28 protein-coding genes are annotated in these 24082 nt (G+C 60.4%); 19 read left to right on the top strand and 9 right to left on the bottom strand.

Annotation, left to right across the window (positions count from 1 at the left end; translation table 11 throughout):
- Positions 1 to 47: 47 nt before the first annotated feature.
- The 3 genes from GKIL_RS16625 to GKIL_RS16635 are packed head-to-tail and all read right to left on the bottom strand — an operon-like array spanning position 48 to position 1667.
- Positions 48 to 527 (bottom strand): DUF2656 domain-containing protein, encoded by a 480-nt coding sequence (locus GKIL_RS16625; protein ID WP_223173779.1) that lies wholly within the window; start codon positions 525 to 527, stop codon positions 48 to 50.
- A gap of 32 nt (positions 528 to 559) precedes the next feature.
- A complete protein-coding gene (locus GKIL_RS25765) occupies positions 560 to 1093 on the bottom strand; it encodes a methylated-DNA--[protein]-cysteine S-methyltransferase (RefSeq protein WP_023174944.1) in 534 nt (177 codons plus the stop codon).
- Positions 1068 to 1667, bottom strand: coding sequence for a bifunctional transcriptional activator/DNA repair enzyme AdaA (locus tag GKIL_RS16635; protein WP_023174946.1), 600 nt, complete (start codon positions 1665 to 1667; stop codon positions 1068 to 1070). The genes GKIL_RS25765 and GKIL_RS16635 overlap by 26 nt, the downstream gene beginning before the upstream one ends.
- Positions 1668 to 1824: 157 nt before the next feature.
- Here GKIL_RS16635 and tolA point away from each other — a divergent pair, with 157 nt between their 5' ends.
- On the top strand, positions 1825 to 2856 hold the full coding sequence (gene tolA / locus GKIL_RS16640; protein WP_023174947.1) for a cell envelope integrity protein TolA: 1032 nt from the start codon (positions 1825 to 1827) through the stop codon (positions 2854 to 2856).
- On the opposite strand, the gene GKIL_RS16645 is transcribed toward tolA, so the two are convergent.
- Entirely contained in the window at positions 2840 to 4153 is a 1314-nt protein-coding gene (locus tag GKIL_RS16645; protein WP_023174948.1) for an ATP-binding protein, read from the bottom strand. The two genes, tolA and GKIL_RS16645, sit on opposite strands and share 17 nt — an antisense overlap.
- Before the next feature lie 409 nt (positions 4154 to 4562).
- On the opposite strand from GKIL_RS16645, the gene GKIL_RS16650 reads away from it, so the two are divergent.
- From GKIL_RS16650 to GKIL_RS16705, 13 genes are all read left to right on the top strand, one after another.
- Positions 4563 to 5141 (top strand): Uma2 family endonuclease, encoded by a 579-nt coding sequence (locus GKIL_RS16650; RefSeq protein WP_023174949.1) that lies wholly within the window; start codon positions 4563 to 4565, stop codon positions 5139 to 5141.
- Positions 5142 to 5192: 51 nt separating this feature from the next.
- Positions 5193 to 5735, top strand: a complete 543-nt coding sequence (locus GKIL_RS16655) for a hypothetical protein (protein WP_023174950.1) — start codon at positions 5193 to 5195, stop codon at positions 5733 to 5735.
- A gap of 106 nt (positions 5736 to 5841) precedes the next feature.
- Entirely contained in the window at positions 5842 to 7215 is a 1374-nt protein-coding gene (locus GKIL_RS16660; RefSeq protein WP_023174951.1) for an FAD-binding oxidoreductase, read from the top strand.
- Between the two features lie 82 nt (positions 7216 to 7297).
- Entirely contained in the window at positions 7298 to 7462 is a 165-nt protein-coding gene (locus GKIL_RS25360) for a hypothetical protein (protein WP_023174952.1), read from the top strand.
- Positions 7459 to 7725, top strand: a complete 267-nt coding sequence (locus GKIL_RS16665; protein ID WP_023174953.1) for a methyltransferase — start codon at positions 7459 to 7461, stop codon at positions 7723 to 7725. The genes GKIL_RS25360 and GKIL_RS16665 overlap by 4 nt, the downstream gene beginning before the upstream one ends.
- Positions 7726 to 8150: 425 nt before the next feature.
- Positions 8151 to 9041, top strand: coding sequence for an AraC family transcriptional regulator (locus tag GKIL_RS16670; protein WP_023174954.1), 891 nt, complete (start codon positions 8151 to 8153; stop codon positions 9039 to 9041).
- 126 nt (positions 9042 to 9167) lie between these two features.
- Positions 9168 to 10835 (top strand): sensor histidine kinase, encoded by a 1668-nt coding sequence (locus GKIL_RS22915; RefSeq protein WP_023174955.1) that lies wholly within the window; start codon positions 9168 to 9170, stop codon positions 10833 to 10835.
- Positions 10822 to 11460 carry a response regulator gene (locus GKIL_RS16680; protein ID WP_023174956.1) on the top strand — a complete coding sequence of 213 codons (639 nt, stop codon included), beginning with the start codon at positions 10822 to 10824 and terminating at the stop codon, positions 11458 to 11460. The genes GKIL_RS22915 and GKIL_RS16680 overlap by 14 nt, the downstream gene beginning before the upstream one ends.
- Positions 11461 to 11565: 105 nt before the next feature.
- Positions 11566 to 12108, top strand: coding sequence for a DsbA family protein (locus tag GKIL_RS16685; protein WP_023174957.1), 543 nt, complete (start codon positions 11566 to 11568; stop codon positions 12106 to 12108).
- 172 nt (positions 12109 to 12280) lie between these two features.
- Positions 12281 to 12463 (top strand): hypothetical protein, encoded by a 183-nt coding sequence (locus GKIL_RS16690; RefSeq protein WP_023174958.1) that lies wholly within the window; start codon positions 12281 to 12283, stop codon positions 12461 to 12463.
- 90 nt (positions 12464 to 12553) lie between these two features.
- Positions 12554 to 13516: an ABC transporter ATP-binding protein gene (locus GKIL_RS16695; RefSeq protein WP_023174960.1), complete on the top strand. Its 963-nt coding sequence runs from the start codon at positions 12554 to 12556 to the stop codon at positions 13514 to 13516.
- Between the two features lie 170 nt (positions 13517 to 13686).
- Entirely contained in the window at positions 13687 to 14271 is a 585-nt protein-coding gene (locus GKIL_RS22920) for a BON domain-containing protein (protein ID WP_023174962.1), read from the top strand.
- Between the two features lie 101 nt (positions 14272 to 14372).
- The gene (locus GKIL_RS16705; RefSeq protein ID WP_023174963.1) at positions 14373 to 15701 is read left to right on the top strand and encodes a metal-dependent hydrolase family protein; all 1329 of its coding nucleotides are present in this window, start codon (positions 14373 to 14375) and stop codon (positions 15699 to 15701) included.
- On the opposite strand, the gene dnaB is transcribed toward GKIL_RS16705, so the two are convergent.
- Positions 15695 to 17914 carry a replicative DNA helicase gene (gene dnaB, locus GKIL_RS16710; protein ID WP_023174964.1) on the bottom strand — a complete coding sequence of 740 codons (2220 nt, stop codon included), beginning with the start codon at positions 17912 to 17914 and terminating at the stop codon, positions 15695 to 15697. The two genes, GKIL_RS16705 and dnaB, sit on opposite strands and share 7 nt — an antisense overlap.
- A gap of 235 nt (positions 17915 to 18149) precedes the next feature.
- Between dnaB and GKIL_RS16715 the strand changes: the two genes are divergently transcribed.
- The gene (locus GKIL_RS16715; RefSeq protein ID WP_023174965.1) at positions 18150 to 18365 is read left to right on the top strand and encodes a hypothetical protein; all 216 of its coding nucleotides are present in this window, start codon (positions 18150 to 18152) and stop codon (positions 18363 to 18365) included.
- A 45-nt stretch (positions 18366 to 18410) separates the two neighbouring features.
- Positions 18411 to 19274, top strand: a complete 864-nt coding sequence (locus GKIL_RS16720) for an isoaspartyl peptidase/L-asparaginase (protein ID WP_023174966.1) — start codon at positions 18411 to 18413, stop codon at positions 19272 to 19274.
- Here GKIL_RS16720 and GKIL_RS24280 read toward each other — a convergent pair.
- Both GKIL_RS24280 and GKIL_RS16730 read right to left on the bottom strand, forming a co-directional pair.
- A complete protein-coding gene (locus GKIL_RS24280) occupies positions 19271 to 19936 on the bottom strand; it encodes a pentapeptide repeat-containing protein (RefSeq protein WP_023174967.1) in 666 nt (221 codons plus the stop codon). The genes GKIL_RS16720 and GKIL_RS24280 overlap by 4 nt on opposite strands.
- Positions 19937 to 20037: 101 nt before the next feature.
- Positions 20038 to 20244 (bottom strand): hypothetical protein, encoded by a 207-nt coding sequence (locus GKIL_RS16730; RefSeq protein WP_023174968.1) that lies wholly within the window; start codon positions 20242 to 20244, stop codon positions 20038 to 20040.
- 125 nt (positions 20245 to 20369) lie between these two features.
- On the opposite strand from GKIL_RS16730, the gene GKIL_RS16735 reads away from it, so the two are divergent.
- Positions 20370 to 21050: a hypothetical protein gene (locus tag GKIL_RS16735; protein WP_023174969.1), complete on the top strand. Its 681-nt coding sequence runs from the start codon at positions 20370 to 20372 to the stop codon at positions 21048 to 21050.
- A gap of 35 nt (positions 21051 to 21085) precedes the next feature.
- Positions 21086 to 21994 (top strand): alpha/beta fold hydrolase, encoded by a 909-nt coding sequence (locus GKIL_RS16740; protein ID WP_023174970.1) that lies wholly within the window; start codon positions 21086 to 21088, stop codon positions 21992 to 21994.
- On the opposite strand, the gene rpsR is transcribed toward GKIL_RS16740, so the two are convergent.
- Positions 21978 to 22199, bottom strand: coding sequence for a 30S ribosomal protein S18 (gene rpsR / locus GKIL_RS16745; protein WP_023174971.1), 222 nt, complete (start codon positions 22197 to 22199; stop codon positions 21978 to 21980). The genes GKIL_RS16740 and rpsR overlap by 17 nt on opposite strands.
- Before the next feature lie 2 nt (positions 22200 to 22201).
- Complete coding sequence (gene rpmG, locus GKIL_RS16750) at positions 22202 to 22393, bottom strand: 50S ribosomal protein L33 (protein ID WP_023174973.1); 192 nt, start codon at positions 22391 to 22393, stop codon at positions 22202 to 22204.
- Positions 22394 to 22637: 244 nt separating this feature from the next.
- Between rpmG and GKIL_RS16755 the strand changes: the two genes are divergently transcribed.
- Entirely contained in the window at positions 22638 to 24050 is a 1413-nt protein-coding gene (locus GKIL_RS16755) for an ammonium transporter (protein WP_023174974.1), read from the top strand.
- The last annotated feature ends 32 nt before the right edge of the window (positions 24051 to 24082 follow it).

The raw sequence follows: 24082 nt of genomic DNA on the forward strand, positions 1-24082 counted from the left end.
GTCAAATTTTCGCTCATCCCGCGATCGTACCAGCGTCCAGCAAGAGATTACTTACCGGGCAGGACCACCTGAAAAACTTCTTCGGCAGGCAGACGGGCGACCGTCGCCTCCCAGCCGATGGCGAGCAAAAAAGTTTCTGCCGAGGCTGTCTCGACGACATCGACGCCCCAGTTGCCCGGCTGCAGAGAATAGGGCGAAGCGCTCCTGGCTGGGGTGGTCTTGAGGCCGCCGAGGGCGAGGATGTCCGGAGGCGCTACGCCTTCTGGCAACTGTTGCTGCCGCCTGTCTGCCAGCGCCTGGGCGCACAGCTCGCCCACGCGGGCAGGCGGGTGGGTATCGGCGGCAAAAAGCACCTCGACCAGCCAGTGGGGACTGTCTTCGAGATAGCGGCAGCGGATGCCCGGTTGGGAGGCAAGTCCGTCGATAAATACACTGGCAAACTGCGCCGAACTGAGAACGGGTATACCTCCCGGTTCGAGATCGAAGTTGTGAGAGAGCAACATCCGGCCCTGCAAATCTTCGCCCACCACCGCTCGTCCTGAAAAATTCCAGGCCGACGCTAACAGGGCAGCAATGGACCTGTCAACTCAAGCTGGCCGTTCTGCCGGTGAACTCCCTCGTGCTCCAGAAGGGCGCGCTTGAGGGGCAGGCCACCGGCGTAGCCGGTGAGCGTACCGTCTGCGCCGATCACCCGATGGCAGGGGACGACGAGGGCGATCGGGTTGGTGGCATTGGCCCGCCCGACCGCCCGCGCCCCACCCGGCTGACCGATGCGGGCCGCCAGTTCGCCGTAGCTCATCGTCGTTCCGAAAGGAATTTTTGTGAGTTCTGCCCAGACCGCCTTCTGAAATGGGCTGCCCATCGGGGCAAGAGGCAGATCGAAGTGGCGGCGCTGGTTCTCAAAGTATTCGCCTACCTGGCGGACCACCGGGATAATCGCCTCGTCGTTCCAGCGAATCGCCATGCCCCGCAGGCTGGGAAATTCGGCGCTGCCCTGGGCTGCAAAGAAAAACTGCACCAGCGCGCCTCGATCATCGACCACAGCTACGGCTGGGGCGAGGGGCGTCTCAAAGATTCCGGCCTGATAGGACATCGCTCGTCTCCTGTAGAGGCAGTGGGCTGGAACGGTAGGCACCAGGGGTGCAGCCTGTCAGGGCAACGAAGTGCCGGTGAAAGGCCGATTCACTCTCGAAGCCGACGGCAAAGGCAATATCGACGATCCGCTCGCCGGTGGCGATGAGCAGTTCGCAGGCTTTCTGGATCCGGGCTTGCTTTAAGAAGGCCGCCGGTGTGAGCTTTGCGTGCTGCCGAAACAGCTCGCCCAGTTTGGTAGTACTGATCTGAGCGGCAGCGGCGAGGGCGCTCACGTTGCGAAAGGCCGCCGGGTTGGAGCGCACCCGACCCGCAAGGCTCTCGAAGCAGCGGCGGTCGGGATCGTCGCCCCGATAAAAAAGTTCGGGCCGACAGCGCTTGCAGGGGCGCAGGCCGGCGGCTCTTGCCTGTTCGATATCCGAATAGAAGCGGACATTTTCGCGCTTTGGCTTGCGCGCCGAACAGGAGGGCAGGCAGAAGATCCCCGTCGTCAGCACGCCGACCACAAACTGGCCGTCGTAGCGGCGGTCGCGGGCCAGGCAGCAGTCGTAGAGAAAAGTCTCATCAGTAGACATATCTGCAGTCTAGAACGGCAGCCACCGGCGGCACCTCCTGTTCTGACCGCCGGAATTTTTGGTTTGCCCAAAATTATAAGAACTGTGTCATCTCCTTGAAATGTATTTTCGGCAATCCAAAATATGGTGTTTGCGTCTCGATATTCGAGGAGGCCGCGTGCAGACGATCGCTCAGAAAATCGCCAGAAGGGCCGGACGCGGGCTTTCACTTCTTGTAGCGCTCTATCTGCTGGTCATACCGGCAACCTATGCCTGGGGCTACGACCGGACCAACTTCCCGATCCGCGTCTACATCGCGCCGGTGGCCCGCTATCCGTCCTTTCCCAACAGCGCCGGTGAAGCTGTACCCCAGCAGACCGCAGGCGCACTGCAGCAGGGTTTTCTTGACTGGGTGAATATCTTGCTCTCTACCCCGAGCCGCAACGCTGCCGAAAACAGCCTCGTCGTCCTCCGGCCCCAGGCCGAGGAACGCCAGGCAAAAGCTCTGCTCGCTGCCGGGCTTTTCAGTTTCAGCCCAGGCCCCGACAAGGCCGATCTCTACGTCGAGGTGCTCCGGCGCACGCCGATCAGCGACTCAGAAGAACAGAGCGACGGTGTGACGGGCCGCTACGCCACCGGTGGTCCCTGGCGCTTCGGTAAAATCCAGATTATTGTCAACCAGTCGCAGGGCGGTGCCGTCGATGAATTTGCCCTGCGCACCGCCCTCATGCACGAGATCGGCCACGCCCTCGGCCTCGCGCACCGGGCCGGGGAGCACTGCAATCTGATGTCTGCCCACAGGTTCACCTGCACGGCTCCCTTCCCCACCGAATGCCGCGAGGGAGCAAGCGACGGGCGCTGCATCGAAATCGCGACAGCCGACCTGCGCTATCTGCAGCGCTCGATGCTCGCCGAGCCTGGCCAGGGTCCAAATAGTGCCGTCGCCGAGATCAGCAGCTACAAGGCGAGCGTGATCGAGCGCATCCGCAGGGGCCTTATTAGCCTGAACGACCTCAAGCCGACCGGGGCGGTCCTGCTGCACCTCGACGCCGAGGGCCGGGTCGAGACGCTGCAGGTGCAACAGTCCTTCGGCAACCCGCAATTGGACGGCCAGGTGGTCGAAGGCATCCGCAAACTGGCTCCCTTCGGCCACTTCCCAGCCTCCTGGAAAGATCCCGGCATCCAGTTCAGCTTCAGCCTTGGACCGTAAAGAGGGTTCCTGGTATGGCCGCCCGCCGGAGGCGGCTCGGGTGGAACAGGCGAATCCCCGTCCGTCGGCGCTGGCTTTTATCGGCAGCGGTCGCCGGACGCAGAGCCGTCGCACGGGCTCGCACCCCGGCAGCCACCGCCGGACAGAGCCAGATGCCGGCCTCGCCGGATTCGACGAGGGCGCAGCGCTTGAGGGTCTGCAGTGCCTCGATGAGCTGCTGGGCACTGAAGCGGCGCTCCCACAGACCACAAAGGTGCTCGATCGTCGCCGGTAGACGGCGCACACTCAGCTGGGTAAGAATCTGGCGCTCGACGGGTGAAAGGCGCGGCAATTCTTCATCCAGCAACCGATTCACCTCGGGAATCGCAAGTCCCTCGCGCTGCAGCAGGGCGACAAAGGCGGCGACATCTCCCCCAAACAGATCTTCGATGAGGGCCGCCGCCGACAGCAAAAACCGGGGATTGCCGCCAAAGTAAGTATTCAGGGCCTGCCAGTCCGCCGCCGACCCCCGGTAGCAGCCCCGCCGCCCGACAAAAACCGCCGCTGATTCTGCCGTCAGGGCACCCAACTGCAGAAGACGCACCGGCAGCGTCTGACCGGCCAGGGCGCGCAGATCCGGGGGCACAGTCCGGCCCACCAGTAGCAGGCAACTGCCGTGGGCTTCCTCGCTCAACCTCTGCACCAGCGGAGCGTAGAGATCCCCGGCCTCAAAATCATCGAGCACGATCAAGCACCGTCGGCGGTCCAGCTCAGCACCGCTCAGTTCGGCTTCTAACTGTTCTAGCGACCCTGCACAACAGGAGCGATAGAGCACCGTCTGAAAGTGGCCCTGCAGGAGCTGGGCAAACTGCAGAACAAGAGCCGTCTTGCCAATACCCGCCATACCCGTGAGCAGCACCAGACGGCAGCCCTCCGTCACGATCCACTGCTCCAGCGCATTCAGCTCCGCGCTGCGGCCATCGAAGAAAGCCGGTGCCTGCCTGCCGCCCATATCCCAGCGGCGGCCCGCCGTGGGGATCGGACGCTCCATCGCCTTGACCTGGCGGTAGTCCGTGGCCTCGATCGTCAGATGGCAACTTACAAATAGCTGGCGCAGACTCGCCAGATCCACCGGCTGTTCGCGCTTTTGAATGCGGCCCAGGGTCGTGACGTTCAGACCGCTCAGCTCGCTCAGCGCTTCGAGCGTCAGCCGCCTACCGTGCTGAAACTCGTGATTTTGTCTGAACTGCTGCCACTTGTGCAACCCAGTCGGGGTGAGCAGAACACCTCTTGTACGCGATTGGCCGAGGGCGTGCATGGCGTCTCCTTCCACTGGCTTCGATGAGCTGGCATCGGTGCTAGCATCTTCTCCTTGTCGCCTGCGAATGTTCCTGAACGTATGCCCGGTCTTGTCGCTATGCAAGAGGCCAGTTTGTTTCTATGCACTTTGGCAAATACCGGACGCTGCGGTGCTGATTTTCCTAGACTTCGAGGGATTCACAGTGGCTGTGTTCGGCCTGAGTGCTCCTTCCCACAGCACGTAGCTTGGTCGTCTTTGAGGACACCTGATGTATTTGTCTGGCAGTAGTACCGCACGATTTCAAAAATCAGCTTCTCCACTCTACCCCCTGCCTGGGGTTGCGGCATGAGAAGCTATCCTGAAATTGCCTCTGGAGCCCGGAGTTCTGTAGAACCTCCAGCTTGCCCAGTACAGACGGTGATTCCCCATGACGGCTGTGGCCCTAAACGTGCGTCCTCTTGAACTCACCCATGAACTGTTCACTGCCCTGTGTCGCTCCAATCCGGACCTGCGGTTGGAGCGCAGCCCACGGGGAGAATTGATCGTCATGGCTCCAGCCGGAAGCAATAGCGGCAGACGCAACGCCCGCCTGAACCATCGCCTCCTCGACTGGGCTGACAGGGACAGAACGGGTGTCGTCTTCGATTCCTCGACGGGTTTCACCCTGCCCAACGGGGCGATTCGCTCCCCCGATGCTGCCTGGATCCGCCGGGAACGATGGCAGGCACTGAGCCTTGAACAGCAGGAAGGATTTGCACCGCTCAGCCCAGACTTTGTAATCGAGCTGCGTTCAGCCAGCGACGACCTCAACACCCTGCAGCTGAAGATGGAAGAATACCTGGCCAATGGGGTGCAACTGGGCTGGCTCATTGACCCACAGGCACGGCGAGTCGAAATCTACCGACCTGGACACCCGGTGCAGCGCCTGGAAAACCCGGCCCTGCTCAGTGCCGAACTTCTGCCGGGCTGGCAGCTGGATGTACAGGAAATCTTTGACCTTCAGTGAGGCTGAGCTGTCCACACTGGGGCACGTTGTTGTGATTTGGTAGAGGCACCGATGCTTTCCGGTACTCAAGCCCGGAGCCTGACTGTTCAAGACTCCGGGCTCGGCTTTGGGGTTTTGAACCTCACCTTTCAGGTTCTGGACGCGAAACTTCAGGTTCCGAACCTCAAGTTCCGGGTTCCGAACCCCATCTTTCTGGTTCTGAACCTCGAACTTCGGGTTGCGAACCTCAAGTTTTGGGTTTTGAGCCTCGACTTTCCGGTTCGCAACCTCGAACTTCGGGTTCAAAGTCTCAAGTTCGGGGTTCTGGACCTCAAGCTTCGGGTTCCAAACCCCATCTTTCCAGATCTGGACCTCAAGCTTCGGGTTCGGAACCTCATCTTTCAGGTTCTGGACTCGGAGGTTGTGTCTTGCAACCCCAGAGTTGCGGTTCAGAACCTCAAACCTCGGATTTCAGACTCGAAGGCAGTACGGCTACGCAACAATCTACTCAGCGGGCAGGCGCACACCAGCCGTGCTTGGAGCGGAGCCAACCCCGGCCAGTCAGTGGGTTTGCTCAGCCACTTCGATAGTGCTTCAGGCCACGAAGACTCATAACAAGTTCGTTGAAACCATAAGAATCTGACAAATCGTTGTAAGAATCTGAAACCGGTTATGCATCGCGATTCACTACACTCCGGATATAGCACTCTGAAGAGAAAGCATGACAACTACGTACAGTCGGAACCGGGGATTGTTGGGCGATCTTGCAGCACGGCTCACAGCGGGTCAGACTGTCATCCCGGAGGACGCTACTTATGAACAGGTGCGCCAACTCTGGAATGGCAGGGTGAAGACCCGGCCCGCCGCCATCGTTCGTTGTTTGAGCGTGCAAGATGTCATTGATACGGTTCGCTGGACACGCACCCACGGCTTGCCGATCTCCGTTCGTGGGGCAGGACACGATTTTGCAGGACGCGCTTTATCTGAAAATGGCATCGCAATCGATTTGTCCCAGATGCGGGCCGTCAACATCGACCCAGGCGGGCGCACAGCCCATGTTCAAGCTGGAGCGACGGCGGGTGACCTGATTGAGGCGGCAGAGAGATACGGGTTGGCGACAACCACAGGATCCATATCGAGTGTCGGTATGGCTGGATTTACCCTGGGGGGAGGCTATAGTCCTCTGCTCGGTGCTTATGGATTGGGTGCCGATAACTTGCTGTCGGCACAAGTGGTGACAGCCGATGGGCAACTCCTGACAGCCAGTGTTAGGGAGCACGCAGACTTGCTTTGGGGACTGCGCGGCGGTGGCGGCAACTTTGGCGTCGTCGTTTCTCTGGAGTATCGCCTGCATCCGCTCACGACAGTGCTATCTGGTCCGCTGCTGTATCCTCTAGACCAAGCCAGAGCAGTGCTACACCGTTTCAACGAGTTTATTGCCACCGCACCCGATGAACTGACGGTCATAACTGGGTTTATCCAAACGCCAGAGGGTTCGACGGTTCTTGTTCTCTCACCTACCTACTGCGGCCCGCTCGAAGACGGTGAGCAGGCAATCGCACCCCTGCGTACCTTTGGCACCCTTCTGGTCGATCAGGTGCAACCCGTCACCTATAACGCTGTGATCCACGCACAGGATGCGATTGCACCGCAAGGTCGCCATTACTACCTTCAAACCCAATCGCTCAAGGGTTTTCAGACTGAGGCGATCGAGGTGCTGATCGAACAGGGACTGCCGTTGCCCTCCCCATTTTCGAAGATCTTAATTCATAACTTTCACGGAGCCGCAAGTCGCGTGGGTGCGACTGAGACTGCTTTTGCCTTGCGTCAAGACCATTCGATGGTCGAGCTGATCGCAGCCTGGGAACCGCAGTCTCCAAGCGAAGAGCAGCAGCATATTCAATGGGCAAAGAACGTCTCCCAGGCACTGGCACCTTATGCTCTTAAAGGGGGATACATCAATGCCCTGGATGAGCAGGAACAGGAGCGCGTTCCACTTGCCTTCGGGTCCAACTATGAGCGCTTGGTTGAGCTGAAACGAACCTACGATCCGAACGATGTCTTTCGTTCGACGATTGGACATATCACACTGTAATCACTGTCAATAAGTTTGCGCCCCTGAAATATCCCTCGGGGGCGCATCCTTAGAGGCAATTTCGTGTTTGGGAGTTGATCAGATGGAAGCATTAGAAGTGACCCCTCAAGAAACAATGCTGAATCTAATCGGCGGTTTTTGGATTGCTCGGTCGATCTATCTTGCAGCAAAGTTAGGGATTGCCGATGCGTTTGACGCGCAGCCGAAGCCGATCGCTCAACCGCGCAAATATTTTCGCAGTCGATGACCAATGTAGGAAAGGAGAGCGCACAGGCGGTGGCCGCCAGCTATGACTTCTCTCAATTCAACACAATCGTCGATGTCGGTGGAGCACAGGGCAGCTTGATTTCTGCAATTGTGCAGTCGTACCCCCATCTCAAAGGGATCCTGTTTGATCTGCCCGAAGTCATCGTCAATGTCAGTGTAGACAGCGCTATTCAACCCGTTGCTGGAAATTTCTTCGAGTCTGTGCCGGCGGGGAGTGATATCATCGAAGCAGTAAAACGCTAAAGTATCCAGACTGATTCACAAAGCTTTTAGAAGCGCCCAGGGGGGTTTCGCGGAGTGTGTTGAACATCGCGCTGAACTTCTGACCGATGTAACACTGTTAATTTGTTCACGGTAAGAACTATTTTTCCTATGCTGGTAGAACTGCGGCCCCAGGGGCATCTGCGGTCCCAACCTCGCACTTGCGATCACCTGCAAGCTCATCGAACTGCCCACCGGCTTGATCGACGTCACAAGCCATACCGGTCGGGGCAACTGCTTACCGTCCGCTTGCGGCAACAAAACCTGGCACCGGACCCTTGACTTTTATATCCATTTTGGATATTATCCATGTTAGATATATCCGATATCCTAATAACCCAGAGCCAGGCTGAACAGCCTCGAAGCGCTTGTTCCTTGAGCAGTGAACCAAGGTTGAGGTAAATCCTATGACAACAAACCTGGTCAACCCGATTGACCTAGCCAAATTGTTAAACAAATCTCCTGTACTCTCCAGTGAGCAGATGGGTTGGAATGGGATTTTGCTTCAGAAGTACCAACATCCTTCGTCTGCGAAAGAGTTTGATACTCCCGCCCTGTCCTACCACTGGCTCCTGTTACCGCTGGGGCATCCCTATCGTCTGACCCAGATGCGGGGGGGTCGTCTGCACGAATCGATCGTTCAAAGCGGTGACAGCATTGTTGTTCCCGCTGAACAACCGAGCTACTGGTACTGCTGGAGAAGCGATACCTTCAGGCCCATGCTGCACATCTACCTCGAACCGGAGTTGATTGGGCAAGCTGCTGAAACACTGGAGCTAGATAATAGCGATCAGATCAGCCTCGTCCATTGTTTCTCCAAACGTGATCTGCGCCTTCAGCAAATTGCAATGCTGCTCTTAGATGAGTTACAGTCAGGCGGCGTGATGGGCCGGTTGTACGTCGAATCGCTGTCCCAGGTGTTAATCGTTCATCTGCTGCGGCACTACTCCAACTTGACGCAAACCATCACAGATAAGCACAGAAGCTTAACGCCTACACAACTGCAGCAGGTGATTGACTACATTCACGCTCACCTTAACCAGGATCTGTCCCTTCCTGAACTTGCCAGAATTATCAATATCAGCCCGACTTACTTTGCAAGTTTGTTCAAAGGTGCGATGGGAACCTCGCCACACCAGTACGTGATTCAACAGCGCGTGGAACAGGCGAAGTGGATGCTGACGAAGACGGATCTGGCCATCCCAGACGTTGCCTTACAGGTGGGCTTCTCCAGTCAAAGTCACATGACGCAACAATTTAAGCGACTCACCGGAATGACACCAAAGCAGCTTCGCTAGCACTATAAGAATTTTGTACAGCGTCACAAGCATCAAAAAAGTCAAGTTGTGGAGCGTAGTCGAAGGCTGCCCTGCTTCGTCGCTGCTGCTAAAATTTCGGCAGTAGACAGCTCTTGAGCGAGTCTCATGGAACAACTGCAGCAAGAGTTAGAACGGCTACGCCAGGAAAACAAGGAGCTGCAGCGCTATCGGGCGCTTTTTGAGCAGTCGCCCCTCAGTATGCAGCTTCACGCGCCGGATGGCCGATTTGTGGTGGCCAATGCGGCCCACTTCCACCAGTGGAACATCACGGCGGAGCAGATGCAGCACTTCGATCCGCTGAGCGATCCGGAGCTGGAGCGACTGGGTATTCTGGGAGCGGTTCAGCGTGCCTTCGCCGGTGAGACGGTGCTCATTCCCGGTAACTGGTACGATTCGAGCCACATTACCCCCAACGGAACGCGGCGCTACGTAGATGCGGTCTGCTTTCCATTGCGCGACGGTGCGGGCCAGATTAGCGAGGTCGTCATTATTCACCAGGACATGACCTTTTTGGAGCGCGCCGAGTTGCAACTGTTGCAGGAGCGCGAAAAGGCAGCCCAGGAGCGGGCAGCACAGCTGGCGCGGGCCAACGGCGCGCTGCGCGAATCGCTGGCCCTCCTCAGCCACCAGGCGAATCTGGACCGGTTTTTGGGCTACGTGCTGGGGGCGGTCGCCGAGCAGGCAGGAGCCTGTGCAGTCCACCTCTACGTCTTCGACCCACTCGCCAACACCCTCAGCCAGCGACTGTGCGTGCGCAACGGCGAGGTGTTCCAGCCCAACCATCCCGACGACCCGGCCCTGTTTCGGCGGCCCTTTGCAGCGGATATCACCCCCGCCTGGGAGCAAATGGTGCGCGCCAAAAATTCGATCATCCACCACACGATCGACCAGCCGCACCCGATGACCTGGCCCCAGACCCTCGAATGGCACAAAAAGATGGGCCACCGCGCCCGGATCGCCGTGCCGCTTTTTGCCGGGGAGCAGGCAGTCGGCCTTCTGGGGATCGCGATGGAGCACGAGGAGCTGTTTGCCCCCGAGCAGACCGAATTTATCGCGGCCCTGGCCAACCAGGCGGCGCTGGCGGTGCAACTCGACCGGCTCGCCACCGAAGCGCGCCAGAGCGCTGTGCTCGAAGAGCGCAACCGGCTGGCCCGCGAAATCCACGACACCCTCGCCCAATCGCTCACCGGCATCGTGCTGCACCTGGAGACGGCTGCTGAACTCCTGAGCGAGCATCCGAAGGCGGTCGCCCACATTCTCCAGGCGCGGGAGCTGGCCCGCAGCGGTCTGGCAGAAGCGCGCTGCTCGCTCTGGGCGTTGCGGCCACGGGCCTTAGAAGGCAGCGACCTCGGCGACGCTCTGCAGCGCCTGCTGCAGCAGTTGACGGCCTACACGGCTGTGGAAAGCCGCTTCCAGAGTTCCGGCACCCCCCAATCTTTGAGTGCAGAGGTGGAGGCGAATCTGCTGCGCATCGCCGCTGAGGCGCTTACCAATGCGCTCAAGCACGCCCAGGCAAGAATCCTCAGCCTTGAATTGACCTACAAGGCAGGGGCTGTGGAACTGTGGGTGAGCGACGACGGCTGTGGCTTCGACCCGGAGCGGGCGAGTGGTGGCCTTGGCCTTGCCGGTATGCGCGAGCGGGCCCGCCGCCTGGGTGGACAGCTTTTGATCGCCAGTGGTCCGGGGGCGGGGACGCGGGTGGTTGCCTCGGTGCCCCTTACCCCCGCTTCTGCCGCTGAATCTGCTCTGGAGACCGCCCGTGGGTTCTCGTGAAGGTCCGATCCGGGTGCTGATTGCCGACGACCATCCGGTGGTGCGCGCCGGTCTTGCCGCCATGCTCGAAGTGCGGCCCGAAGATCAGATCGCCGTCGTCGCCCAGGCGGGGGATGGCCGCTCGACGGTCGAATTGTTTGCCGAATATCGCCCCGACATCGCCCTTATCGATCTGCGGATGCCGGAATTGGACGGCATCGAGGTGATCGCGGCGATCCGCGAGCGCTTCGCCGATGCCCGGCTCATCGTCCTCACCACCTACGACGGCGACGAGGACATCTACCGCTGCCTGCAGGCGGGGGCAAAAGCGTATCTGCTCAAAGGGGCACCCCGCGCCGTCCTCGTCGAGTGCATCCGCACCGTCCACGCCGGGCAGTCCTTCGTGCCCTCCCAGGTGGGCAGCAAGTTGCTCGACCGCCTCGGCCAGCCTCAACTGAGCGAGCGCGAAAGAGAAGTCGTGCAACTGATGGCCCAGGGGATGAGCAACCAGCAGATCGGCTCGGCGCTGTTTATTGCCGAGACGACGGTCAAGTTTCACGTCAACAACATCCTCACCAAGTTGCAGGCGGGGGACCGGACCCAGGCGGTGATCGCTGCCCTCAAGCGTGGCATCGCCCACCTGTAGAACGGGCCGCACTTCCTGCTTCAGATGGGTTACACCCCCACCTGAAGTAGGGCGACATCGACCGGCAATCTGCCTACAGTGTTGACGTCTATTGCAAGGGTGCCCGTGGAACCGCAACCACCCCCTCAGCACGCACTCCGGCCAGTGACGGCGGACGAGCACATCCTGGGCAATCTCGATGCAACGGTGCTGCTCGTCAAGTACGGTGACTTCGAGTGCCCGAATAGCCAGCGGCTGCACTTTGCCCTCATCGAATTGCGGGAGCGCCTTCAAGAACGCCTCACGATCGTCTTTCGCCACTTTCCCCAGGGCAATCTCCATCCCCACGCCCATAAAGCGGCGGAGGCGGCGGAGGCAGCGGCGGCCCAGGGCCACTTCTGGCCGATGCACGCGCTTTTGTTTGCCCACCAGGACGCCCTCAGCAACGGCTTTTTAGTCGAGTACGCCCTGCAGGTGGGGCTGGATATTCCCCGCTTCTTGCAGGAGGTGAGCGGCGGTGTACACCGCGAGCGCGTCGAAGCGGACCGGCAAAGTGGGCAAGCAGCAGGCGTGGAGGTAGCTCCGGCCCTATTTATCGACCAGGTGCGCTATCGGGGCGGCTGGAGTACGCCGGAGTTGTTGGCGGCGATCGAATCTGAGCGCCGGTGAAGCCCATATTGCCCCCCGGTTCCCTCCCGCTTGCAACCAAAAGATTGCAGAACGGAAACGAACAGTCGTCTGCCCAATAGCTGGCGAGAATTGCTAATTTTTATCGCGGCTTTAGCGGCAAACGTTCGTGATGCGATAGGCGGTGCTACTGTATGGCCAGGAGGTGAGGCTTATGGTACGCGACTTCTCGGTCGTGATCCTGGCATTCGCCCTGTTCATCGGGATCGGTATTGTTTTTGCGACCCTTCTTTATAAGGCGATGTCCTGGGATCCGGTGATCACCGGTTCGATGGTGGTCGTTCTCTACGTTGTGCTTGCCTCGCTAGGCAGGTTAGAAAGCAGGCGTTTGCACTGAGGGCGTCCGCGCCCTGTCCGGCGACTGTCTGCTGTGGCACTGACCCGGCTATGATTGGGCATCCCTTGCAGGAGCGCCTGGAAGCTGGTCATGCCGTCCGAGGATCTGTCGTCTGAAACTGGGGCGATTGCCCTCGACATCCAGAATCTGAGCAAATCTTTTCGCTCCGGTTTCTGGCTGAATAGGCGGCTCTATCCGCTCAAGAACTGCACCCTGCAGGTGCCTGTCGGCGAAACTTTTGGACTATTGGGACCGAACGGTGCCGGTAAGACGACGCTGCTAAAAATTTTGTTGGGTATCGTTCGGCCAGGCGGGGGCAAAGCGACGCTGCTGGGTTGTCCACTGGGGGATGAGTCTGTAAAATCGCGCATCGGTTATTTGCCCGAAAATCCGTATTTTTATGACGCTTTGACCGGCGAGGAGGTGCTCTACTTTGCAGGCAGGCTCTTCGAGTTGCCCCGGCACCTCCTCAAGCAGAGGGTGGACGCCTTGCTCGATCGCGTCGGTTTATCGCGGCTCGCGGGCCGCCGACCGTTGCGCAAGTACTCCAAGGGAATGCTGCAGCGGCTCGGACTGGCCCAGGCACTGATCAACGATCCGCAGTTATTGTTTCTTGACGAGCCGATGTCGGGCCTCGATCCGCTCGGTCGCCACCGTTTCCGCGAGATCTTGCTGCAGTTGCGCGCCGAGGGCCGGACGATCTTCTTCAACAGCCACATCCTCACAGACGTTGAACTGCTGTGCGACCGCATCGGCCTTCTCATTGGCGGCGAACTCGTCCGCCAGGGCAGCCTTACCGAATTGCTGGGGAGCAAGCACACCTACCGGGCAGAATTGGAGGGCAAGGATCCCCGAGCCCTGGAGCCTTTGCTGGCCGATCTCGACTGCCAGGGCAACCGTATCCGGGGCCGCCTCAAGCTTCCCCCCCGCGAGTTCGTCGCCGCTCTACCGCCGGAGGCGGTGCTCATCGAACTGAGAGGCGAGCGCCCATCGCTGGAGGACTTTTTTCAGGCCACCGTCGCCGCCCACCAGGGACAACTGCTCGACACCTGAACAGCCGACAGGTAGAGATCGCGGCAGTGAAGAAGCCTTCCTGGGACAGAGGGAAGACACGTCCGCCGTTTCTAGTATCAAAATGTCCCTGCCGAATCGGGCGGGGAGGTGGGCAAATGCTGAAGGCTTTGTCTCACGGCTGAATCATCAGATCCAGGAGTTTAACCGAGATGAAAAAGACCCAAGCACTTTTGTTGAGCCTGCCGTTGATTCTTGGCCTGGCAGCCTGCAGCAATCCGAATCCGAATGCCGAGGGTGTCCGTCAGGATCAAGTCGCCTCCAACGAGCGCGCCGAAAACCAGCGCCAGGACGCTGCGAACAGCACCGGCGATGCCGCCAACAATGCTGGCAACGCCGCTGGCCAGGCAGCGGGTAATGCCGGTCAACAGGCCAATAGCGCTGTCGGCAACACCGACGGTGCCCAGACTGCCGGCAGCGGTGAGTCCCCCGCCGATGCTTCCAAAGACGCCGCCAGTGACACCCGCAAGCGGCAGCTCAACTCCGACATCCGGGCCCGCGAGCAGCGCGAGGACCGCACCGGCAAGGTGAGCGACGGCGATCTCGAAAGCAAGGTCCGCAGCAAGCTCGAAGCGAATATTCAGCAGAGCCGCATCGCCGTGACGGCCAAAGAAGGAACCGTCACCCTCAAGGGCAAGGTGCCGACCGAGGCGGATATCACCAAGGCCACTACCCTGACCAAAGAAATCCAGGGTGTGAAGCAGGTGCAGTCCGAGCTGACTACCGGTAAGGGCTGAGCGACAGAACGGCGGGGTTCTAAAAACATTTAGAGAACCAGGCGATCTGCCAGGGGCGATTGCTGTACTGTATCTTTCAATGTTTTGCCTGGAGCCTCGCCGTGTCTCTGTTTCGTCTCTTCACTGGCCTGGGTGCATTGCTGGGGGTGGTTGGGGGTGCTGTCGCCGCAAGTGCGGCACCGGTTGCCCTCAAGGCCGCCCGTCTTTTTGACGGCAAATCCGACGCGCTCCTATCCAACGCCGTCGTCCTCGTCGAGGGCCGCAAGATCGTCGAGGTGGGCAGCAATCTCGCGATTCCGCCCGGTGCGACGGTGATCGACCTGGGCAACGCTACCCTCAGTCCCGGCTTCATCGACGCCCATACCCACCTGAGCGGCGAAGCCTCCGACGATTACAAGCAAGATTTTATCGATGGCTTTCGCCGCCAGATCCCTGAGCAGGCGTACTACGCCGCCTCCTACGCCAAAAAAGTGCTGGAGGCCGGCTTTACCACTGTCCGCGACGTGGGCAGCCAGGATTTTATCGACGTGAGCCTGCGCAACGCGATTGCCAGAGGGCTCGTTCCCGGCCCCCGGATGCTGGTGGCCGTTCATGCGATCGGGGCAACGGGCGGCCACTGCGATACGACTGGCCTGCGCTTCAACGTGCTGGGAAAAGAGAGCGACTACAAGGAAGGGGTGGCAAACGGTCCGGACCAGATTCGAGAGGCGGTGCGCTTCCAGGTCAAGTACGGCGCGGATGTGATCAAGACCTGCGCTTCCGGCGGCGTGCTCTCTCTGGCCGACGAGGTGGACACACCGCAGCTTACTCTTGCAGAAATGACTGCCCTGGTGGACGAGGCCCATCGCCTGCGCAAAAAAGTGGCCGCCCACTGCCACGGCGACCGCGCTGCCAAAGAAGCGATCGAGGCTGGAGTCGATTCGATCGAGCACGGTTCGTTTCTCAAGGACGATACCCTTGCCCTGATGAAACAAAAGGGCGTCTACCTCGTGCCGACGCTGCTGGCGGGCGAGTGGACCGGCGGCAAGGCCGACAAGTTTCCGCCCGAAATTGCGGCCAAAGCGAAGGCGGCTCTCGCAGCCCGTTCCAGCATGTTCCGCCACGCTGTCGCGATGGGCGTCAAGATTGGCCTTGGCACCGATTCTGCCGTCTCGCCCCACGGCCTCAACGCCAGAGAATTCGGCCTGATGACCGGCTTAGGGATGAAGCCGATCGATGCTTTGAAAGCGGCGACCTCGGTAGACGCCGATCTGCTGGGCATCGCCTCCCAGGTCGGAACGCTCGAAAAGGGCAAACTGGCGGATCTTGTCGCTGTCCCCGGCAATCCGACCGCCGACATTACCGCCACCGAAAAGGTCTTCTTCGTGATGAAGGAGGGGCAGGTGATCAAAAATACGCGCCAGAGCGGTCTGGCTGCCGCCCCTCAGTGACCGCCGGAGTTGAGGTTCAAAAAGCGGGTGAACTGGTTTTCAAACAGCAGCTTGACGGTGCCGGTGGGACCGTTGCGGTGTTTGACGATATTGACCTCGGCGATGTTGCGATCCGGCGAGTCGGGATTGTAGTAATCGTCGCGGTAGAGCATCATCACGATGTCCGCATCCTGCTCTATACTTCCACTTTCACGCAGGTCTGAGAGCATGGGCCGCTTGTTGGTGCGGGCTTCGACACTTCTTGAAAGCTGGGAGAGGGCCATCACCGGCACCCGCAACTCGCGGGCCAGTCCCTTGAGGCCACGGGTGATCTTAGAAAGTTCCTGCACGCGGTTGTCGGAACCGGCTCCTTCCATCAGTTGCAGATAATCGATCATCACCAGCCCTAGCCGCCCGCCCTGCTCGGCCTGCAGCCGCCGCGCCTTGGAGCGGATTTCGGTGACGGTGGCGTTGGGCGAGTCGTCGATATAGAGCGGAATGCTCGCCAGTTCGCCGATCGCCTGACCGATGCGCTGCCACTCGTTTTCGCTGATCCGTGCGGCGCGCAGGCGATGGCTTTCGACCCCCGCCTCCGCACAGAGCAGGCGCTGAACAAGCTGTTCTTTGGACATTTCGAGACTGAAAACTACCGCCGGGAGGCCGACTTTTTGAGCGATCTTCTGGGCGATGGTGAGGGAAAAAGCAGTGTTGTGCAGACAGATGTCGGCGGCGACAAAGTTGTGAGAACCGGGAACGGTCAGATCGTAGACCTGTTCGTTGCCCGTATATTCGATCGAAACGATTGCATCCCACCAGATGTCACCCGAGGCAGTAGCTGATGTTTCCTGTTGTCCTAAAAACGTTGGATTTTCGGCAGTCGTCGCGGATGTAGCAGATCTCCTTTCGGCGATGCCCGCCACGACGGGAAGCCTTTTAGCTTGAATACCAATTGCAGTTACGAATCGCTGGACATCTTCGGGAAGAATTTCTAATCGATAGCCGTGCTGCGCTGCGCTCAGGCTGGAGAGAATGGCGAAGCGCAGCAGCAGATGCTGGACGACGTGGCCAGTCGCCTTTGAAACAGTACGAAAGCACATTTGGCCGCCATGGGCAAACAGGTGGGCAAGAAAGCGGGCCAGTTGCCCTTCCGGCAGCCGAAAGATTGCTTGCCAGTGGGAGAAGGGGGTCGCAGGGCCTGCTTTTTGAACAGCTTCTGCGAGCCGAAGAATTTGAGACTCCGGCAGGCTCTGGTGGCCAAAAACCGGGATGCGGCGCGGTACGGCGATCCGATCGCCCACTTTTAAGCGGTGTAGCGGCTGCCAGCCCGCTTCTGTGAGATAGGGGTGGGTAAGGGTGGTCCGCACCTCCCGGCCAGAGCGGGTGCGCACGCGGTAGAGGGGTTTGATGCCGTCGTCGATAAAGTCGCTCGCCCCTACCGGCCTCAGGTTCTGATCACCCACCAGCGAGAGCACGGCCACAGGTTGACCGGTTGCCCCGCGCCGGAAGACCTCGCCAATCGTCAACAGGTCGCCTGTGAGCGGATCGACGATGGGAGTGTCGGCGGCGCAGCATTTGCCCATGCCGGGCCTACCGGCCACGATGAGCAGGTCCGAAGGCTGCAGACCCTGGGTGTAGTTGTCGAGGTCGTAGAAGTGGGTGGGAATGCCGAAGACGTTGCTGCCGTCCTGGTAGCGGCTTTCGAGCTGCTCGAAGATGTTCATGAGCACTTCGGAGGCGGGCACCAGCGAGCGCTGCACCCGCTCCTGGGTGACGGCAAAGAGGATCTGCTCGGCTCGATCGAGCAACTTTGCAATTTCGCTGGCCGAGTCGTAACCCAGGGCCGTGATCTCCTGCCCAGCCCGAATCAGCATCCGCAGGGCGTGTTTGGCTGAGATCAGGCGGGCGTACTCGTCGATATTGATCGTGTTGATCGCCGCGTCGGTGAGCCGTCTTAGATAAGGACGGCCCCCCACCTTCTCGATGAGCTTGTTGTCTTCGAGGTGGGCGGTCATGATCCGCAGGTCGGTGGGCCGGCCCTGGGCGTGCAGGGCGAGGGCGGCCCGGTAGATGATCTGGTGGGACTCGACGTAGAACGCCTCGGGCCGCAGGTGCTCGACGACGCGGGTGATCGCCTCGGAGTCCATCAAGATGCCGCCCAGAATCGTCTCCTCCGCGTCGATGTTTTGAGGCGGCAGGCGGTCTTCGATGCGCAGGTCAAGATCGGAGGAGGTCATGGCTTTGCTCGTCGTCGTCGTAGAAAATCTGTACTCTTGGAGCCGGGTGAGCACTCAGAGACGCTATCCTACACTACATCTAGCGAGGAGCCTACATTTTCCGGCGCTGCGCCCGGATCGCTGCCGGACAGGCTTCATCAAGGTACGCTCAAGCGCAATCGAAACTGCGAGCGCCGCCATAGCAGCGGCCCCGAGGCGGTGGTTTGATAGCTGCAAACACCACCCGGAAGTGACTATGACCTCGCAGCACCTGCGCCGCCGCCACACCCTCCAGATTCTCGGTTGCAGCATCGGCATCTCGATTCCACTGTTGGCCTGCGCCACCTTGATCCACGTTGCGCTCACCGGCCAGATGCCGCTTCTGGCGACGGGTAGCCTGCCGCTGGTTTTGTTGTTCGTCTCCGGATTGCTGGCAGGCTGGATCTGGATCGAGACAGCAGAACTCGGCTAACCTCCCTGTCCGCTCCTGTAAGATAGGCGCAGCGCTGGAGAGCCGATGCCCCGACCCAGATTGATCATTCACGGTGGCCTGGGAGCCACCGAGGCCGACGAGGCGAGCCGGGCCATCCGCCGCGAAGCCCTTGCACCGATCCTCCAGGAGGCGACGAGCGTTCTTAAAAGCGAGGACGCCCTGCAGGCGGTGATAAGAGCCTGTGAACTCTTAGAAGATTGTCCCCTCTTCAACGCCGGTACCGGAGCGACGATCCAGCGCGACGGCCAGATCCGGCTCAGTTGTGCGCTGATGGACGGTCAGCGCCGCCGCTTCAGTGGCCTCGTCAACGCCCGCTACCTCAAAAATCCGATCCGGCTTGCCCAGATTCTGCAGGAGCGGAGCGACCGCCTGCTCGATCCGCACGGCGCAGAATTGCTCGCCCGCGCCCAGGGTGCGCCGGTCTACGAACCAGCTCAGCCGGAGGTAATCCGGCGCTGGGCGGAGCGGCGCTTCGACAGTGCTTTTGTCGGCACCCACGGCACGGTCGGGGCGGCGGCAGTCGATGGGGCGGGTGGGCTTGCCGCTGCCACCTCCACCGGCGGGCGCTTTATGGCCGGGGTGGGCCGGGTAAGCGATTCGTGTACTCCGGCGGGCAACTACGCCACCGACGTTTGTGCCGTCAGTTGCACCGGCCACGGCGAGGACATCCTCGACGAGGCGCTCGCGGCGCGCATCTGTGTGCGGGTGGGCGACGGCATGAGCCTCGAAGACGCCTTCGAGCGCTCCTTCGCTGAGGCGGCAGCACGCGAGCGCGACTTTGCCGCGATCGGCGTCGATGGCCTGGGCAACGCGCGCTGGTCGGTGACGATGGGCATTCTCGTCGCCGCCTGCTACGGCGACGATGGCCAGTTTCTGGCGACGTTTTAAGCCACTACCTGCCCATCCGGCAGCACCGTATTGCACAGACGGGCACCGCGCAGGCTGCGCTCGTCGAGGAGGGCACCGCGCAGCTGGGCTCCCTGCAGGTTGGCCCAGCGCAAACTGGCACCGCGCAGGTCACCGCCGATGAGCTTTGCGTCTTCGAGATCGGAGCCGTCGAGGTTGGCACCGAGCAGCACCGCACCGCTGAGATCGGCGCGTTGCAGGCGGGCACTGCGCAGGTCGCTGCCGATGAGCGATGCGCCCGTAAGATTGGCAGCCTGCAGACAGGAGGCTACCAGACAACTGCCGTTCAAGTTGGCCTCCATCATCAGGGCTCCCGAAAGTTCGAGGGTACTCAGATCGCCGCCCACCAGCTCGATCGTCTCAAAGGGATGCTGGCCCTGCCGATGGCGCACCACCAGTTCGCCCGGATCTTGAAGCGGGTAGGAGCGTCGGAGGAAGCGAAATTGCCGACCACAACCGTCACAGCGCTGGGCCTGACGGCGCGCCCCTTCGGCGAGCAAGCGAACCGCCGCCCGTCTGTCCTGCGGCCATTCCTCGCCGCCCTTGCCGGTCCACTGCTGGGGGAGTAAGCGCCGATGACAGCGCGAACAGACAATCCGCCAGTGGGTCCAGTCGTGCCAGATAACGTGTGCCGAAATAGCCATGAGGGAATGATTGAAGCACCTGCCTTAACAACATCTCCTCATCCTACGGGTGAGATTTCCTCTATCGGCTGATAGAAGTGTCATTGCGCTCAAGCGCAAACCTATCCCCACTCATCGAGGCGTCCGAGCTGATCGCGCACGCTCTCCAGAAGCTCTGTGTACCAGGGTTCCACTTCCAGGTATTCGATGGCGCGGCGCAGTTCTGCAAGGCAGTTGTCCAGATGTTTGCCGTCGCCAGTGTTGCGATAAAGATAAATCTCGCTCTGCACAAACAAAATCAAGTTCGCGATGTCCTGGCCCTGGGGCATGATCTGTCCTTGTGAGCGATAGCTGTCGTCCGTCGATGTCAGGGTTTACCGGTTTTCTAAGTGCGCCGATTGGTGTATCATCTATCGCAAAGGTTGGCCGTGTTTCCTCCAGAGGTGTCCAAAAGATGCTCAAATATTCCCTCAGTCTAGCTTTGACGCTGTTCGCCGCAGTCGCCCTCAGTGCCGGCAGTCTGTCTGCCGCCCAACTTTATACCGAACAGGGGGGCGACAGCAGCCGCATGATCAGCACCGCTCAGCTGATCACCGACCCGTCACCGGGCCTGACGGGAACTGGCCCTCTGACCGGAATCCAGGGCAGCCTGATCACCCCCAGCGGCATCGACCTCTACGGCTTTACGGTTACCAGCTCGACTTTCACCGCAACAGTAACGTCTTTTCCGTCCACCGGCAGCGCCGAGCTGTTCTTGTTCGACTCCAGCGGCCTCGGGGTGTTCTGGAGCAACAACGGTGCAGGTGGCCAGACCAGTTTGAGCGCCAGCAATCTGACGGTGGGTTCGATCTACTATCTGGCGATCAACAACTTTAGAAACACGCCCTTCAGCAGCGGCGGTCAGATCTTCGATGTCACCGCCGGTGGCTCCGGCGGACCGACCGGGCCAGGGGGGTCTGCTCCGCTGGTGGATTGGACTGGCAACAGAGGCTCCACCGTCACCGGCCCCTATTCGATCAGCCTCGACGGCGCAGCGGCGATTGTTCCAGAACCGGCCCTGCTGCCTGGTCTGCTTGGCCTGGGGCTTTTCGGGCTGGGCGTCGCCGGCTATCGCAAGATCAAAGCGGGAGCTTGAGCCAGAAAATCTACAACAGTCCTACCCTGAAGAGTATGGGTGACAGTTTTTTACCGGCGGCAGCCCGCGAACTGGGGGAACCGGCAGCGCTCGCTGTGCTCGAACGCATCGAGTCGGTGCCAGTGGCGCTTGCACAAGGGACGGTGCGGACAACTTACGTGCGCCAGGGCGAAGGCGAACCGCCCCTGCTGTTGCTCCACGGCTTCGACAGCTCGGTGCTCGAATTTCGCAGGCTATTGCCGCTTCTGGCCAGGACGTCTGCCGTCTGGGCCATCGATCTGCTGGGTTTCGGTTTTGGCGAACGGCCCGCCACTCTCGCCTACACGCCGCAGACCATCTGCGCGCACTTAAAAAGCTTCTGGCAACAGCAGATCGCCCGGCCCGTCGTCCTGGTCGGTGCCTCGATGGGCGGCGCGGCGGCGATCGACTTTGCCCTGGCCCAGCCAGAGGCGGTAGCCGGGCTGGTCTTGATCGACAGTGTGGGCGGCAGCCCGGCTCCCAATCCTGGTCGGTTTTTGTTTCCGCCGGTGGACGCGCTTGCAGCCGAATTCTTGCGCAGCCGCTTTGTGCGCTCGCGGGTGAGCGCCAACGCCTACGCCGATCTGAGCCTTGCTACCCCCGATGCCCAGCGCTGCGGCGCTTTGCACCTGACGATGCCCAACTGGCGAAGGGCGATTGTCGCCTTTACCCGCAGCGGCGGCTACGGCTATCTGGGCGAGCGACTGGCCCAACTGGCTGCCCCGACTTTGATTATCTGGGGCGAGCGCGACCGTATCCTTGGAACCGAAGCCGCCGGGCATTTTCAGCAAAAAATCCCCCACAGTCAACTGGTCTGGATTCCTGAGTGTGGCCATGTGCCGCACCTCGAAAAGGCCGAGCGCACCGCCCAACTTATTGGGCAATTTTGTGCTGCAGGCGCGATTGGCTCTAGCCTTCTTGATTGACGAAGGGCAACAGAGCCAGGATGCGGGCGCGCTTGATCGCCACGGTCAGATCGCGCTGCTGTTTGGCGGTCAGTCCGGTGATCCGCCGGGGAAGAATCTTGCCCCGCTCGGTGATGAACTTGCGCAGCAGGTCCACTTCTTTGTAGTCGATCTTGTCTTTGGGCGGGATCGGTGAAACCCGCTTGCCACGGTATCCAAAGGTCATCGCTATTTGATCTCTTTATGAACGGTGTGCTTGTTGCAGTGGGTGCAGAACTTTTTGAGTTCCATGCGCCCCGTCGTGTTGCGCTTGTTTTTGCTGGTGGTGTAGCGCGAAACGCCGGGCGAACGCTTGGTCGGATTGCTCCGGCACTCGGTACACTCGAGGGTAATAATGATGCGGGCACCAGGCTTCGCCATGGCTGTCGATCTCCAGTCTTTGCACGATCTCTAATTATTCCACATCAGGGCGCGTTTCTCAAAGAGGTTCGCCAAAGTTGGGCCATCGCTCGCCCGTCTGCCAATTCGTATACAGAAAACCGGCTTCACGTATTCCTTGATACAAAACATTGGTTAAGGATTCGCTTAACTCTCACTACAAACTGTTAACGACCACCTGATCTCTGGCCCTCAGTGCGGTGGCAATTGCGGGGAGACAACCTAGATGAACCGGATAACGAAGGGGAGCCTGAGCGCCCTGGCGGCTTTGCTTGTGGCTGCTCCTGTTTATGCTGCGGACGGACCCAAAATCGATACGGGCGATACGGCCTGGCTGCTGATTTCTTCGGCGCTGGTGTTGTTGATGACACCCGGTCTGGCGTTTTTTTACGGCGGTCTGGTGCGCGGCAAGAACGCGCTCAATACGCTGATGATGAGTATCGTTGCCCTGGGCGTGATTGCTCTTGTCTGGACGGTGGTGGGCTATTCGCTCGCCTTTGCGCCCGGTAGCGGTCTTCTGGGTGGCTTTGCCTGGCTGGGCCTCAATGGCGTCAACACTGACCCGAGCGAGACCTACGCGACGACGACGCCCCATCTGGCCTTCATGGTCTTCCAGATGATGTTCGCGATTATCACTCCGGCCCTCATCTCCGGGGCGATCGTCGATCGGATGAAGTTCAAGACCTACGTCGTCTTTATCATGCTCTGGTCGGTGGTCGTCTACTCGCCCGTCGCTCACTGGGTCTGGTCGCTGGGCAACCCCGCCGGCAGCGAAAAAGTCGCCGGTTGGATCGGCGCTCTGGGCGCACTCGACTTTGCCGGCGGCACGGTCGTTCACTTTACCGCCGGGGTTTCTGCCCTGGTGGCGGCGCTGATTATCGGGCCGCGCCGGGGTTTCCCGAACCAGCCGATGCCGCCGCACAACGTGCCTTTTGTGCTGCTGGGAGCAAGCCTGCTCTGGTTTGGCTGGTTCGGTTTCAACGCCGGTTCGGCGACCGCCGCCAACGGCACCGCTGCCCTCGCCTTTGTCACCACCAACGTGGCGACCGCCGCCGCGATGAGCACCTGGCTGCTCCTTGAGACGCTGTTAAATGGCAAGCCCTCCGCCGTCGGTGCAGCCACCGGGGCGGTGGTGGGCCTGGTAGCAATTACCCCGGCCTGCGCCTACATCTCGCCCCTCTCGGCAATTGCTCTGGGCGGCATCGCGGCGATCATCTCCTACGGGGCGATTCAGCTCAAGAAAAAGTTTGGCTACGACGATTCGCTCGACGTGTTTGCCTGCCACGGTCTGGGCGGCTTTACGGGGGCGGTGCTCACGGGCGTCTTCTGCGCCAAGGCGGTCGGTGCCCCCGCCGATGGCCTGATTGCCGGAAATCCGGGCCAGGTCGTCACCCAGCTCATCGCCGTCGGTGCGACAGGGTTGTACGCGGCGGCAGCGACGGCGGTCATCCTGCTGGCGCTCAAATTTACCCTGGGCCTCAAGGCGTCCGAGCAGGCCGAACTCGAAGGGCTCGACATCAGCGAGCACGGCGAAGAAGCGTACCTGGGTCTGGCGGGCAGTTTCGGCAGCGCCATCGAGGAGGGCGTCGTCACCTCCTCCCAGGGCTTTACCCAGGCTGCTACCCAGCAGCAGGAGTAGTTTTTACATCGGTTAGCTCCGTAAGCGTGAGA

Source organism: Gloeobacter kilaueensis JS1, assembly GCF_000484535.1.
Lineage (GTDB): Bacteria > Cyanobacteriota > Cyanobacteriia > Gloeobacterales > Gloeobacteraceae > Gloeobacter > Gloeobacter kilaueensis.

Bases quoted from the DNA above. Each gene is read 5' to 3' on its own strand.
- GKIL_RS25765 (WP_023174944.1), bottom strand. From the start codon at position 1,093: ATGTCCTATCAGGCCGGAATCTTTGAGACGCCCCTCGCCCCAGCCGTA.
- GKIL_RS16635 (WP_023174946.1), bottom strand. From the start codon at position 1,667: ATGTCTACTGATGAGACTTTTCTCTACGACTGCTGCCTGGCCCGCGAC.
- GKIL_RS16645 (WP_023174948.1), bottom strand. From the start codon at position 4,153: ATGCACGCCCTCGGCCAATCGCGTACAAGAGGTGTTCTGCTCACCCCG.
- GKIL_RS16650 (WP_023174949.1), top strand. From the start codon at position 4,563: ATGACGGCTGTGGCCCTAAACGTGCGTCCTCTTGAACTCACCCATGAA.
- GKIL_RS16655 (WP_023174950.1), top strand. From the start codon at position 5,193: ATGCTTTCCGGTACTCAAGCCCGGAGCCTGACTGTTCAAGACTCCGGG.
- GKIL_RS16660 (WP_023174951.1), top strand. From the start codon at position 5,842: ATGACAACTACGTACAGTCGGAACCGGGGATTGTTGGGCGATCTTGCA.
- GKIL_RS25360 (WP_023174952.1), top strand. From the start codon at position 7,298: ATGGAAGCATTAGAAGTGACCCCTCAAGAAACAATGCTGAATCTAATC.
- GKIL_RS16665 (WP_023174953.1), top strand. From the start codon at position 7,459: ATGACCAATGTAGGAAAGGAGAGCGCACAGGCGGTGGCCGCCAGCTAT.
- GKIL_RS16670 (WP_023174954.1), top strand. From the start codon at position 8,151: ATGACAACAAACCTGGTCAACCCGATTGACCTAGCCAAATTGTTAAAC.
- GKIL_RS22915 (WP_023174955.1), top strand. From the start codon at position 9,168: ATGGAACAACTGCAGCAAGAGTTAGAACGGCTACGCCAGGAAAACAAG.
- GKIL_RS16690 (WP_023174958.1), top strand. From the start codon at position 12,281: ATGGTACGCGACTTCTCGGTCGTGATCCTGGCATTCGCCCTGTTCATC.
- GKIL_RS16695 (WP_023174960.1), top strand. From the start codon at position 12,554: ATGCCGTCCGAGGATCTGTCGTCTGAAACTGGGGCGATTGCCCTCGAC.
- GKIL_RS22920 (WP_023174962.1), top strand. From the start codon at position 13,687: ATGAAAAAGACCCAAGCACTTTTGTTGAGCCTGCCGTTGATTCTTGGC.
- dnaB (WP_023174964.1), bottom strand. From the start codon at position 17,914: ATGACCTCCTCCGATCTTGACCTGCGCATCGAAGACCGCCTGCCGCCT.
- GKIL_RS16715 (WP_023174965.1), top strand. From the start codon at position 18,150: ATGACCTCGCAGCACCTGCGCCGCCGCCACACCCTCCAGATTCTCGGT.
- GKIL_RS16720 (WP_023174966.1), top strand. From the start codon at position 18,411: ATGCCCCGACCCAGATTGATCATTCACGGTGGCCTGGGAGCCACCGAG.
- GKIL_RS24280 (WP_023174967.1), bottom strand. From the start codon at position 19,936: ATGGCTATTTCGGCACACGTTATCTGGCACGACTGGACCCACTGGCGG.
- GKIL_RS16730 (WP_023174968.1), bottom strand. From the start codon at position 20,244: ATGCCCCAGGGCCAGGACATCGCGAACTTGATTTTGTTTGTGCAGAGC.
- GKIL_RS16735 (WP_023174969.1), top strand. From the start codon at position 20,370: ATGCTCAAATATTCCCTCAGTCTAGCTTTGACGCTGTTCGCCGCAGTC.
- GKIL_RS16740 (WP_023174970.1), top strand. From the start codon at position 21,086: ATGGGTGACAGTTTTTTACCGGCGGCAGCCCGCGAACTGGGGGAACCG.
- rpsR (WP_023174971.1), bottom strand. From the start codon at position 22,199: ATGACCTTTGGATACCGTGGCAAGCGGGTTTCACCGATCCCGCCCAAA.
- rpmG (WP_023174973.1), bottom strand. From the start codon at position 22,393: ATGGCGAAGCCTGGTGCCCGCATCATTATTACCCTCGAGTGTACCGAG.
- GKIL_RS16755 (WP_023174974.1), top strand. From the start codon at position 22,638: ATGAACCGGATAACGAAGGGGAGCCTGAGCGCCCTGGCGGCTTTGCTT.